At 68.3% G+C, this 12,411-nt stretch carries 11 protein-coding genes; 2 read left to right on the top strand and 9 right to left on the bottom strand.

Features of this window, described 5'->3' with window-relative positions; all coding sequences use genetic code 11:
- Window position 1: 1 nt before the first annotated feature.
- Genes carB through pyrR form a run of 6 tightly spaced genes read right to left on the bottom strand, consistent with a single transcriptional unit; the run spans window position 2 to window position 7,859 of the window.
- Entirely contained in the window at window positions 2-3,376 is a 3,375-nt protein-coding gene (gene carB / locus DIZ26_RS04765; RefSeq protein WP_112238095.1) for a carbamoyl-phosphate synthase large subunit, read from the bottom strand.
- The gene (gene carA, locus DIZ26_RS04760; RefSeq protein WP_112238093.1) at window positions 3,376-4,521 is read right to left on the bottom strand and encodes a glutamine-hydrolyzing carbamoyl-phosphate synthase small subunit; all 1,146 of its coding nucleotides are present in this window, start codon (window positions 4,519-4,521) and stop codon (window positions 3,376-3,378) included. Before carA ends, carB begins: the two co-directional genes overlap by 1 nt.
- Window positions 4,518-5,009: a PH-like domain-containing protein gene (locus tag DIZ26_RS04755; protein WP_112238091.1), complete on the bottom strand. Its 492-nt coding sequence runs from the start codon at window positions 5,007-5,009 to the stop codon at window positions 4,518-4,520. Before DIZ26_RS04755 ends, carA begins: the two co-directional genes overlap by 4 nt.
- Window positions 5,006-6,298, bottom strand: a complete 1,293-nt coding sequence (locus DIZ26_RS04750) for a dihydroorotase (protein ID WP_112238089.1) — start codon at window positions 6,296-6,298, stop codon at window positions 5,006-5,008. The genes DIZ26_RS04755 and DIZ26_RS04750 overlap by 4 nt, the downstream gene beginning before the upstream one ends.
- A complete protein-coding gene (locus DIZ26_RS04745; protein ID WP_198675896.1) occupies window positions 6,295-7,236 on the bottom strand; it encodes an aspartate carbamoyltransferase catalytic subunit in 942 nt (313 codons plus the stop codon). The genes DIZ26_RS04750 and DIZ26_RS04745 overlap by 4 nt, the downstream gene beginning before the upstream one ends.
- Complete coding sequence (gene pyrR / locus DIZ26_RS04740; protein ID WP_112238085.1) at window positions 7,236-7,859, bottom strand: bifunctional pyr operon transcriptional regulator/uracil phosphoribosyltransferase PyrR; 624 nt, start codon at window positions 7,857-7,859, stop codon at window positions 7,236-7,238. The genes DIZ26_RS04745 and pyrR overlap by 1 nt, the downstream gene beginning before the upstream one ends.
- Before the next feature lie 203 nt (window positions 7,860-8,062).
- Here pyrR and bldD point away from each other — a divergent pair, with 203 nt between their 5' ends.
- Window positions 8,063-8,575, top strand: coding sequence for a transcriptional regulator BldD (bldD, locus tag DIZ26_RS04735; protein ID WP_112238083.1), 513 nt, complete (start codon window positions 8,063-8,065; stop codon window positions 8,573-8,575).
- A 336-nt stretch (window positions 8,576-8,911) separates the two neighbouring features.
- Here the strand turns inward: bldD and nusB are convergent, their stop codons facing one another.
- Window positions 8,912-9,322 (bottom strand): transcription antitermination factor NusB, encoded by a 411-nt coding sequence (nusB, locus tag DIZ26_RS04730; protein ID WP_112238081.1) that lies wholly within the window; start codon window positions 9,320-9,322, stop codon window positions 8,912-8,914.
- A gap of 35 nt (window positions 9,323-9,357) precedes the next feature.
- The gene (gene efp / locus DIZ26_RS04725) at window positions 9,358-9,921 is read right to left on the bottom strand and encodes an elongation factor P (protein ID WP_112238079.1); all 564 of its coding nucleotides are present in this window, start codon (window positions 9,919-9,921) and stop codon (window positions 9,358-9,360) included.
- A gap of 158 nt (window positions 9,922-10,079) precedes the next feature.
- Here efp and DIZ26_RS04720 point away from each other — a divergent pair, with 158 nt between their 5' ends.
- Window positions 10,080-11,060 carry a hypothetical protein gene (locus DIZ26_RS04720; RefSeq protein ID WP_112238077.1) on the top strand — a complete coding sequence of 327 codons (981 nt, stop codon included), beginning with the start codon at window positions 10,080-10,082 and terminating at the stop codon, window positions 11,058-11,060.
- 69 nt (window positions 11,061-11,129) lie between these two features.
- On the opposite strand, the gene fxlM is transcribed toward DIZ26_RS04720, so the two are convergent.
- Window positions 11,130-12,410, bottom strand: coding sequence for a methyltransferase, FxLD system (gene fxlM, locus DIZ26_RS04715; RefSeq protein ID WP_112238075.1), 1,281 nt, complete (start codon window positions 12,408-12,410; stop codon window positions 11,130-11,132).
- Between the last annotated feature and the right edge of the window lies 1 nt (window position 12,411).

Genomic DNA, 12,411 nt, shown 5'->3' with positions numbered 1-12,411 from the left:
CTCAGCTTTCCACCGAGGCATCAGCCACGGCATCGCCGGCTGCTGAGCTGTCGGCTGTCGTGTCGGCGATGCCGCGGATTCGGGAGGCCCAGTCCTGGAGAGAGCGCACTCCGATGTCGCCGGCCTGTTGTGCCTCGATGCCCTGGACCGCAGCCGCGAGCCCTTGCACCGTGGTGATGCACGGGATGTTCCGTGCCACCGCCGCGCTGCGGATCTCATACCCGTCGATGCGCGGCGAACCGCCCTGGGTGATCCCGATCGGGGTGTTGACGATCAGGTTCAGCTCGCCGTCCTGGACCATCTGCACGATCGTCGGCTCACCGTTCGGCCCCGGACCCTGACTGCTCTTGCGAACCGTGACCGACTCGACCCCGTTGCGCCGCAGTACGTCGGCAGTGCCTTCGGTCGCGTAGATCTCGAAGCCGAGATCCGCCAGCCGCTTGACCGGGAAGATCATGTGCCGCTTGTCCCGGTTGGCGACCGACACGAACACCTTGCCCGACCCGGGCAACGGCTGCGACGCGCCGGCCTGCGACTTGGCGAACGCCGTACCGAACGTCTCGTCGATGCCCATCACCTCACCGGTGGAGCGCATCTCCGGCCCGAGCACGGTGTCGACCGACGAGCCGTCGATGGTCCGGAACCGGTTGAACGGCATCACGGCTTCCTTCACCGCGATCGGCGTCGAGGCCGGCAGCGTCCCACCGTCGCCGACGGCGGGCAGCATGCCTTCCTCACGCAGTACGGCGATTGTTGCCCCGAGCATCACTCGCGCGGCAGCCTTCGCCAGCGGTGTCGCGGTCGCCTTGGACACGAACGGCACGGTCCGCGAAGCGCGCGGGTTCGCCTCCAGCACGTAGAGCACGTCACCAGCCAGGGCGTACTGGACGTTCAGCAGCCCCCGTACGCCGACGCCGCGGGCGATCGCCTCCGTCGAGACCCGAATCTTCTCGATGTCCGCGTTGCCCAAGGTGATCGGCGGCAGCGCGCAGGACGAGTCGCCCGAGTGCACACCTGCTTCCTCGATGTGCTCCATCACGCCGCCGAGGAACAACTCGGTCCCGTCGAAGAGCCCGTCGACGTCGATCTCCACCGCGTCGTCGAGGAACCGGTCGATGAGCACCGGGTGCTCCCAGTTCGCCGCGAGCGCGTCGCCGCTGAGCCGCCGCAGAGCAGCGGTCAGCTCGCCTTCGGAGTACACGATCTCCATGCCACGCCCACCGAGCACGTACGACGGCCTGACGAGAACGGGGAAACCGATCTCTGCCGCGATCGCCTGCGCTTCGTCGAACGACATCGCCGTACCGTGCTTGGGCGCCGGCAGCGAAGCGTCGGCGAGCACCTTGCCGAAGGCGCCCCGCTCCTCGGCCAGGTGAATGGCTTCCGGCGATGTCCCGACGATCGGCACACCCGCGTCCGCCAGACGCTGCGCCAGCCCGAGCGGGGTCTGGCCGCCCAGCTGCACGATGACTCCGGCGACCGGACCCGCCTGCATCTCGGCGTGCACGATCTCGAGCACGTCCTCGCAGGTGAGCGGCTCGAAGTACAGCCGGTCGGAGGTGTCGTAGTCGGTCGAGACCGTCTCCGGGTTGCAGTTCACCATCACGGTGCAGTAGCCGGCTTCGCGCAGTGCCATCGACGCGTGCACACAGGAGTAGTCGAACTCGATCCCCTGCCCGATCCGGTTCGGACCGGAACCGAGGATCAGCACGGCGGGCTTCTCCCGCGGCGCCACCTCGGACTCCTCGTCGTACGACGAGTAGTGGTACGGCGTGGCCGCCGCGAACTCGGCCGCGCAGGTGTCCACGGTCTTGTAGACCGGCCGGATCCCGAGCGCCTGCCGGACACCCCGTACGACGTCCTCGGCCAGGCCGCGGATCTCGGCCAGCTGGAGATCGGAGAACCCGTGCCGCTTGGCGAGCTTCAGGATCTCCGGGGTCAGCCTCGGTGCGGCCGCGACGGCTCCGGCGGTCTCGTGGATCAGGTACAGCTGGTCGATGAACCAGGGGTCGATCCTGGTGGCGTCGTTGATCTGCTCCGGCGTCGCCCCGGCCCGGATCGCGTCCATCACCGTGCGCAGCCGGCCGTCGTGCGGCGTCTTGATTGCCTCCAGCAACGGTTCGAGCTCGGAGGCCGGCGGCTCGGCCCAGGAGAACCGGGCCTCGGGCTTCTCCAGCGACCGCAGGGCCTTCTGCAGCGCCTCGGTGTAGTTGCGGCCGATCGCCATCGCCTCGCCGACGCTCTTCATGTGCGTGGTCAGCGTCGCGTCGGCGGCCGGGAACTTCTCGAACGCGAACCGCGGCACCTTCACCACCACGTAGTCCAGCGTCGGCTCGAAGCTCGCCGGGGTCTGCTGGGTGATGTCGTTCGGGATCTCGTCCAGGGTGTAGCCGATGGCAACCTTCGCCGCGATCTTCGCGATCGGGAAGCCGGTCGCCTTCGACGCCAGCGCCGACGACCGGGACACCCGCGGGTTCATCTCGATCACGATCAGCCGGCCGTCGGACGGGTCGACCGCGAACTGGATGTTGCAGCCGCCGGTGTCGACGCCGACCTCGCGAATGATGCCGATGGCAAGGTCCCGCATGGTCTGGTACTCGCGGTCGGTCAGCGTCATCGCCGGCGCGACCGTGACCGAGTCGCCGGTGTGCACGCCCATCGGGTCGACGTTCTCGATCGAGCAGATGATCACGACGTTGTCCGCCTTGTCGCGCATCACCTCCAGCTCGTACTCCTTCCAGCCGACGATCGACTCCTCGATCAGCACCTCGGTGGTCGGGCTGGCGGTCAGGCCGGCCCCGGCGATCCGGCGCAGATCCGCCTCGTCGTACGCCATCCCCGAGCCGACGCCGCCCATCGTGAACGACGGCCGGATGACCAGCGGGTAGCCCATCGCGTCGGCCGCGCCGAGTACGTCGTCCATCGTGTGGCAGACGTGGGAACGCGCGGTCTCGGCGCCCAGCTTCTCCACGATCGCCTTGAACGACTCGCGGTTCTCGCCACGCTGGATCGCGTCGACGGAGGCGCCGATCAGCTCGACGCCGTATTTCTCCAGCACGCCGTTCTCGTGGAGAGCGATTGCTGCGTTCAGAGCGGTCTGGCCGCCCAGGGTGGCGAGCAGGACGTCCGGGCGCTCCTTCTCGATCACCTTCTCGACGAACTGCGGGGTGATCGGCTCGACGTACGTCGCGTCGGCGAACTCCGGGTCCGTCATGATCGTGGCCGGGTTGGAGTTCACCAGAATGACCCGGAAGCCCTCCTCCTTCAGCACCCGGCAGGCCTGGGTGCCGGAGTAGTCGAACTCGCAGGCCTGGCCGATCACGATCGGGCCGGAGCCGATCACCAGCACCGATTGGATGTCTGTACGGCGTGGCATCAGCTACGTCCTTCCATCAGCTCAACGAAACGGTCGAAGAGGTAGGCGGAGTCGTGCGGACCCGCCGCGGCCTCGGGGTGGTACTGGACCGAGAACGCGAGCGGTTTCCCGTCCCGACCGGTCAGCTTCAGCCCTTCGACGACGTTGTCGTTGAGCGACACGTGGCTCACCTCGGCCACGCCGTACGGCGTCTCCACGCCTTCGTCCAGCGGCGCGTCGACCGCGAAGCCGTGGTTCTGCGCGGTGATCTCGACCTTCCCGGTGGCCCGGTCGAGCACCGGCTGGTTGATCCCGCGGTGGCCGTACTTGAGCTTGAAGGTGCCCAGTCCGAGCGCGCGCCCGAAGACCTGGTTGCCGAAGCAGATCCCGAAGTACGGAATCCCCTGCTCCAGCAGGGCTTTCAGCAGCGTCGTCGGGTGCTCGGTGGTCTCCGGGTCGCCGGGGCCGTTGCTCATGAAGATGCCGTCGGGCTTCACCGCGAGCACCTCCTCCAGCGAGGCCGTGGCCGGGAGGACGTGTACCTCGATGCCGCGCTCGGCCATCCGCTTCGGCGTCATCGTCTTGATGCCGAGGTCGAGCGCCACGACGGTGAACTTCTTCGAGCCTTCAGCCGGTACGACGTACGCCTCGGCCGCGGTCACCTCGGCGGCGAGATCCGCGCCGGCCATCTGCGGCTGCTCGAGCACCTTCGCCAGCAACGCCGCCGGATCGAGGATCTCGGTCGAGATCCCGGCCCGCATCGCGCCGCGTTCGCGCAGGTGCCGGGTGAGCGCGCGGGTGTCGATCCCGGAGATCCCGACGATGCCCTGGGCCTTGAGCTGCTCGTCGAGAGAGCGCTTCGCGCGCCAGTTGGACGAGACCCGGGCCGGGTCGCGGACGACGTACCCGGCGACCCAGATCTTGGTCGACTCGTCGTCCTCGTCGTTCACCCCGGTGTTGCCGATGTGCGGCGCGGTCTGGGTGACGATCTGGCGGTGGTACGACGGGTCGGTCAGCGTCTCCTGGTAGCCGGTCATCCCGGTGGTGAACACCGCCTCGCCGAAGGTCTCGCCGGTCGCACCGTACGACGTACCCGCGAACGCGCGGCCGTCCTCGAGGACCAGCAGGGCCGGCTTCTGGGCCGGTTTCAGGGCAGCCTGGCTCATTGCTCGGCTCCGATCAGGGTCGAGATGGAATCGGTCAGGGAAGCGGTGTCGGCCTTGCGGCGCGGCCGGAAACCGGTGTCGAGCTGATGCCCGTCGTGGTTCCAGGTGACGACCACCAGCCCGGACGCCTCGGCGGTCACCTTGCCCGCGATACCGCGGTCGGTCCGTACGCCGGTCAGCCGGTCGGCCGGGATGAACACGTCCGCGGCGCCTTGGCGGTGGAAGATCAGGCCGGCCGGGTTGACGTCCAGGTCGGCGTTGCTGCGGACACCGAGTTCGTGCACGGCGATCCGGTCCATCCAGTCGCCGGCGGTCGTCGTCGCGACGTACACGCCTTCGACACCGGTGATCTTGTCGGTCGGCGGCACGGGTGGCAGCGGGGCGAGATCGGCCTGCCGCGCCTGGCGATTGCGCCAGCCGCGGTACATGCCGTACCAGCCACCCCCGATCACCGCGAGCGTGCCGAGTATTGCCAGGACCGTCTTCACCGGGTCAGCTTCCCGTCCAGAACGGTCGGCGTACCCCGCAGGAAGGTGGCAACCACCTGACCAGGCAACTTCATGCCGTCGAACGGAGTGTTCCGCGACAGCGAAGCCGACTCCCCCGGTACGACGGTGCGCTCGACACCCGGGTCGACCAGGGTCACGTTCGCGGGCGCACCGACCTCGAGCGGCCGGCCGTGTTCGCCGATCTGGCCGATCGCGGCCGGCCGGTAGCTCATCCGGTCGGCGAGGTCGGCCCACGTCATCAGCTTGGTGTCGATCATCGCGTGCTGGACCACCGAGAGAGCGGTCTCCAGCCCGGTCATCCCGAACGCCGCGGCGCTCCACTCGCAGTCCTTGTCCTCTACCGGGTGCGGCGCGTGGTCGGTGGCGACGATGTCGATCGTGCCGTCGGCGAGGCCCTCGCGGACCGCCTCGACGTCGGCCTTCGTCCGCAGCGGCGGGTTCACCTTGAAGACCGGGTTGTACGAGGTCAGCAGGTCTTCGGTGAGCAGCAGGTGGTGCGGCGTCACCTCCGCGGTGACCTCGAGGCCGCGCTTCTTGGCGGCCCGGACGATCTCGACCGAGCCCTTGGTGGACAGGTGGCAGATGTGCAGCTTGGAGCCGACGTGGGCGTTCAGCAGGATGTCGCGGGCGATGATCGATTCCTCGGCGACACTCGGCCAGCCGGTCAGGCCGAGAACGCCGGAGAGCGCTCCCTCGTTCATCTGCGCGCCCTGGGTCAGCCGCGGCTCCTGCGCGTGCTGCGCGATCACGCCGCCGAAGGCCTTCACGTACTCGAGCGCGCGCCGCATCAGTGCCGCGTCCCAGACACAGTCGCCGTCGTCGGAGAACACGCGGACGCGCGCGGCCGAGTCGGCCATAGCGCCCAGCTCGGCGAGTTGGGTCCCCTGCCGGCCGACCGTGACAGCCCCGATCGGGTAGACATCGGCGTACCCAGCCTCGCGGCCGAGCCGCCAGACCTGCTCGACCACGCCGGCGGTGTCCGCGACCGGGTCGGTGTTGGCCATCGCGAAGACCGCGGTGAACCCGCCCATCGCTGCGGCCCTGGTCCCGGTGAGAACGGTCTCCGCGTCCTCGCGGCCCGGCTCGCGCAGGTGAGTGTGCAGGTCGACCAGGCCAGGAAGCGCGATCTTGCCGTTCCCGTCGACGATCTCGACGTCTTCGGGCCGGTCCAGATCGTTGCCGATGGCCACGATCTCGCCGTTGTCGATCAGCAGGTCCGCGACACCTTCCCCGACGATCGACGCTCCGGTGATCAGGTACGCGGTCATGCTTGCGACTCCTCGCTGGTTTCGTTACTTCCTGACAACAGCAGATAAAGGACCGCCATCCGGATGGCCACGCCGTTCGTGACCTGCTCGACGATCACCGAGCGGGTGGAGTCGGCCACTTCGGCACTGATCTCCATTCCCCGGTTCATCGGGCCGGGGTGCAGCACGATCGCCTCGTCGGGCAACTGCGCCATCCGGTGCACGTCGAGTCCGTACCGGCGGGTGTACTCGCGGGCGCTCGGGAAGAACGCCTCGCCCATCCGCTCGCGCTGCACTCGCAGCATCATCACCGCGTCACTCTTCGGCAGAGTCGCGTCCAGGTCGTACGACGTGGCGCAGGGCCAGCCGGACATGTCGACCGGCAGCAGCGTCGGCGGCGCGACCACGGTGACTTCGGCGCCGAGTGTTGCCAAGAGCAACACGTTGGACCGCGCTACCCGGCTGTGCAGAACGTCGCCGACGATGGTGATCCGGCGGCCGTCCAGCGAGCCGAGGTGCCGGCGCATCGTGAACGCGTCGAGCAGCGCCTGAGTCGGGTGCTCGTGGGTTCCGTCGCCGGCGTTCACCACCGAGCCGGTCATCCAGCCCGAGGTGGCGAGCAGATGCGGGGCGCCCGAGGAACCGTGCCGACAGACCACGCCGTCGGCACCCATCGCCTGCAGCGTGAGCGCGGTGTCCTTGAGGCTCTCGCCCTTGCTCACGCTGGAGCCCTTGGCGGAGAAGTTGATCACATCGGCCGACAGCCGCTTCGCCGCCGCCTCGAACGAGATCCGGGTCCGGGTGGAGTCCTCGAAGAACAGGTTCACCACGGTCCGGCCGCGCAGGGCGGGCAGCTTCTTGATCGGCCGGTCCGCCAGCGAGCGCATCTCCTCGGCGGTGTCCAGGATCAGGTTGGCCTCGTCGCGACTCAGGTCGCCCGCACTCAGCAGATGGCGCATCAGAACCTCACCCCGTCCCTTGCGTCCGAAGAATCGTTGGTCCTGACCCTCGGTTGTTCGGACGCAAGCGGCGTCTTGTCGGCGATCAGCACCGCGTCGGCGCCGTCGTACTCGGTCAGGTGCACGGTGACCCGCTCGACCAGTGAGGTCGGCAGGTTCTTGCCGACGTAGTCGGCGCGGATCGGCAGTTCGCGGTGGCCGCGGTCGACCAGGACGGCCAGCTGGACCGCCTTGGGCCGGCCGATGTCGCCGATCGCGTCCAGCGCGGCCCGGATCGTCCGGCCGGAGAACAGCACGTCGTCGACCAGGACCACGACCTTGCCGTCGATACCACCGGGCGGGATGTCGGTGTGCTCGAGCGCGCGGGCCGGTTTCAGGCCGATGTCGTCGCGGTACATCGTCACATCGAGTGACCCCGTGGGCACACTCTGCCCTTCGACGGCCGCGATCCGCTCGGAGATGCGGGTCGCCAGTCCCACCCCGCGGGTGGGGATGCCGAGCAGGACGACGGGGTCGGCACCCCGGTTGCGCTCGAGGATCTCGTGCGCGATCCGGGTCAGTGCCCGGGAAATGTCGGAAGCATCCAGCACTGTGCGCGGTACAGGTACCGAGGCAGGGCTCATCGCTACCGTTCCTCCTTTCCCGCCTCTCTGGACGGGTCTTTAAAGGACGTTCGGACCGCTTGACATCGTATCGGATGTGACACGCCGTCTTGACGCTGGCCTCGCGACCAGAATATTGTTACTCTGTGTAACCATGGGGGGTTTCGCCAACCCGGCCGTTCCATTACGAGCCGGACAAGACAAAGTTGGAGGGAAGATCCAGCGTGCCTAGCGAATACGCGAAGTCACTCGGCGCCAAACTACGCGCCATCCGTCAGCAGCAAGGTTTGTCCTTGCACGGGGTCGAGGAAAAGTCCAAGGGTCGCTGGAAGGCGGTCGTCGTCGGCTCGTACGAGCGTGGCGACCGGGCCGTCACCGTTCAGAAGCTCGCCGAGCTCGCCGATTTCTTCGGTGTGCCGATGCGTGAGCTGCTGCCCGGCTCGGCCAGCGCGGCCGCGGCCGCTGCGGCACCGCCCAGGTTGATTCTCGACCTGGAGGCGCTTCAGCACCTCGACACCAGCGAGGCAGGTCCACTGATGCGCTACACGGCCACGATTCAGGCCCAGCGCGGCGACTACAACGGCAAGGTGCTGTCGATTCGGCAGGACGACCTCCGCACGCTGGCGGTCATCTACGACGAGTCGCCGACCACCTTGACCGAGCGCTTCATCTCCTGGGGAGTTCTGAACCCGGAGGCCCGCGGAGAGGTCGAGGACGCCGAAGCAGCCGGCGCCTGAGTCTCCACCGGGAATGAGAGACGGCCGGGGCTCGTAGCAGCTTGCCCGCGGCCGCCTGCCCGCCCCTCTTCACAGGGACGGGCCGCTGAGAACGGCAACACCGAACCACCGCAGTACCGGCAACACCGCACCATCAGCAACACCGCACCATCAGCAACACCGCTGCACCGCATCACCTGCAGGACGTGGCGCCGCACCACCTGTGAGGCGCAAGACCTGCAGCAGGCAACACCGCAGTACCAGGCCGGGGCCGTTCCCCCCGCGCCGACGAACGGGGACGCATGAACGGCCCGGCGCCGCACCGTGGCGGTACCGGGCCTCACGAGCTTCTCGGGCTCAGACCCCGAGGGTCGGCTTGAGTTGCAGCAGCCGGGCCAGCAGGCCGTTGACGAACGCCGGCGACTCGTCGGTGGACAGATCCCGCGCCAGCGAGACCGCTTCGCTCACCGCGACGACGTCCGGCACCTGCTCGTCGAACAACAGCTCGTACGCCCCGATCCGCAGGATGTTGCGGTCCACCGCGGGCATCCGGTCCAGCGTCCAGCCGACCGAGTGCGCGCTGAGCAGGTCGTCGATCTGGTCAATGTGCTCCGAGACACCCTCGACCAGCGCCACGGTGAACTCGTTCACCGGCGGATCGTTGTCGGCCACCCGATCGGCCAGGGTGCCACCGACGGGCAGCCCCCGCACCTCCGACTCGTACAAGACGTCGAGGGCGCGCTTACGGGCCTTGCTCCGGGCAGACATGTTCTGTTGTCAGCTCCTGTATCGGCGTGGAGGGCTCAGGACGTGACGCGGCCGAGGTAGTCCCCGGTGCGGGTGTCCACCTTGACCTTCTCGCCGGTGGTCAGGAACAGCGGAACCTGGATCGTGTAGCCCGTCTCCAGCTTGGCCGGCTTGGTGCCGCCGGTGGAGCGGTCGCCCTGCAGACCGGGCTCGGTGTACTCCACCAGGAGCTCGACCGAGGCCGGGAGCTCGACGTACAGCGGGAGGTCCTCGTGCACGGCGACGATCGCGTCCTGGTTCTCCAGCAGGAAGTGCGACGCCTCGCCCACGACCTCGGGGCTGATGTGCACCTGCTCGTAGGTCGAGCTGTCCATGAAGACGTAGGAGCCGCCGTCGTTGTACAGGTACGTCATGTCGCGCTTGTCGACGTTGGCCACCTCGACCTTGACGTCGGCGTTGAAGGTCTTGTCGACGACCTTCCCGGACAGCACGTTCTTCAGCTTGGTGCGCATCACGGCGCCGCCCTTACCGGGCTTGTGGTGCTGGAACCAGACGACGGACCACAGCTGCCCATCCAGGTTGAGCACCATGCCGTTCTTCAGGTCGTTCGTCGATGCCACGCGGGGATTCCCCTTCGAAAGTGATCAGCGGTACGCCGAATTGTAGCGGTCGGCGCAGGTATGAGGTGACTCGCTCGCCCTCGGGGCCTCTACGCTGAGCAGCAGGGACGCAGGATCTGCCGTCAGCGGGTCCGCGGTCGTGGATCGGGAGGCCTGCGATGGAGCAGTTCGTCGTCTTCGTGGTGGTCATCGTCGTGGGCCTCATCGTCAAGGCGGTGAACAAGAAGACCACCGGCACGGGCGGACGCAACCCCGGTACGCCGAATCCGCGGGTCCAGAAGCTGATCGAGCGGATCCAGGCCCAGCAGGGCGGCAACGTGCCGATCCAGTTCCAGGGCCAGTTCACCCAGCCGACGTCCGGTCCGCCGGCGCCCGGCCAGGTGGTCAACTCGGCCGGCCAGGTGGTGCGACCGGCCGGACCGGTGCAGGATCCCGGCCGCGCGCAAGCCTCGGCCCAGTTGTCGGGCATGCTCCAGCAACTGATGCAGGCCGGCCAGACGGCGGGCCGCTTCGGCCAGCAGATCACTGGGCCGGGCCAGTATGCCCAGCAGTCGGGACCGGGGCAGCAAGGTCAGCCGGGCCAGCAGTATGCAGGGCCGCAGACCGGATACGCACCGCCCGGCCAGTTCCAGCCGCCGCAATTCCAGCCGCCTCAGTTCCAGCCACCTCAGTTCCAGGCGGCGTCGTTCCAGGCCGCTCCGCCGCCGTGGGTCCCGGCGTACCAGCCGCCGCAGGCCAAACGGCCGCCGCAGAACAAGGGCGAGCTCGACGCCCGGATCCGCGAACTGATGACGACCGGCAACGAGGTCGCCGCGGTCCGGCTGATCTGCGACGAGAAGGACCTGGGCATCATCGACGCCCAGAAGTACGCCCGCTCGGTCGTCGACGGCTCCTCCAAAGCACGGAGTACGGCGGCTCCCGCACCTGCCGCACCTGGCCCCGTGGCCGACAAGACCGAGGAGGACACCCGGTACGTCGGGTCTGCCGCCTTCGCCGAGTCTGTCTTCGACACCCGCGAGGACGACAACGTCTGGGCCAGTGGCTGGGTCGACAAGCCCGAACTCGAAGACCGCACCGACATCGACGAACTCTGGCAAACCGTCCAGAACACCGGCCGCCCCAAACCCCCCACCAGCTGAACCCACGCCGGCTGTTGACCAACCGCTCAGAGCGCGCTTGATCAACCGCGTCACACCGGCGATCCGCGCCTACCCGGTCGTCGGCCAGCTGACGACCATCCGGGAATGCGGCCGCTCGATCCACAACCGAACCGAACTACCCGGCAGCTCGGCATCCACCTCGCTCGCTCGAGCTGCTTCGGCAGAGCCGATCTTCGCTTCTTCTGCCTCCTCGGGTGCGGGCGCCGGGTAGATGGTCAGCATCGGGCCGGGACCGTGGCGGTGGTGGGTGTCGAAGGTCTGGATCTGGCGGACGAGCTGTTCTGCGCGCTCCTCGGCGGCCGGGCCGTGAGCGACGGCGCCGAGTTCCACCGTGTTCCTGTCCTTGCCCGGGCGCGAAGTCAGGTACGCGAGGGTGCCGTCGGCGACCGTTGCCGAGGTGCCCCAGCGCGGGGTCGGCGAGACCCGGCGCTTCTTCACCGCCGAGCGGTCGGCTGCGAGTACGCAGTACTGATCGAGGGCGGCGGCGAGCCACAGGTTCAGGTCGGAGAGCGGTTCCTCGCGATCTGCGCCGACGCCCGACCAGACCTGACTGGACGGCTGCCGCAGGATGTCGGCAGGCAGTTCGACGATCTCCTGGTCGCTGTCGAAGCCGAGCCGGACGGTGTCCTTCTCGAGCTCGATCACGCGTTCATAGCTCGCCCCGGCTCCCTGCATGCAAACGAATCCGCAGAGCCGCATTGACCGGCTCTCCAACCGCCCGTCCACCAGATCCAGCGCGATCGACCGGGTCTGGCCGCGGAACCTCAGCGGTACGACGACCCGCCCGCCCGTGGCCAACTGCGCGACCCAGGCCGGCGGAATGTCCCAGGCCGTCACCGTGACCACGATCCGGTCATAGGGAGCGCTCTCCGGCGATCCGAACTCTCCGTCGGCAACCATCACGCGCACCTGCTCGTACCCCGCCGCGGCCAGTCCGCGCCGAGCCCGCTCGACCACCTCAGGATCGATGTCGATCGAGGTGACCGTTCCCCCGGGCCTGACCAGTTCGCTGAGCAAAGCGGCGTTGTACCCGCCCGAGCCGATCTCGAGCACCCGGTGTCCGGGCTGAATCGCGGCCTGTTCGAGCATCAGCGCGACCACCGACGGCTGCGACACCGACGAGATCGCCACCCCTGACTCGTCGCGTTTCATCAGCACGACGTCGTCGGCGTACGCGACCGCCAGCGGGACCATCGGCACGAACGCATGCCGCGGCACGGTCAGGAACGCGGCGGCTACCCGGTTGTCATGGAGGGTGCCCTCGGCAACCATTTGGCTGACGAGTGCGGCACGCAGCGACTCCGCCTGTTGGTTGCCGCCGGCATCCATG

The organism is Kribbella monticola (assembly GCF_003261635.1).
Taxonomy (GTDB): domain Bacteria; phylum Actinomycetota; class Actinomycetes; order Propionibacteriales; family Kribbellaceae; genus Kribbella; species Kribbella monticola.
The sequence above is the reverse complement of the archived record's forward strand: the minus strand, read 5'-3'. Positions and strand labels throughout refer to the sequence as shown.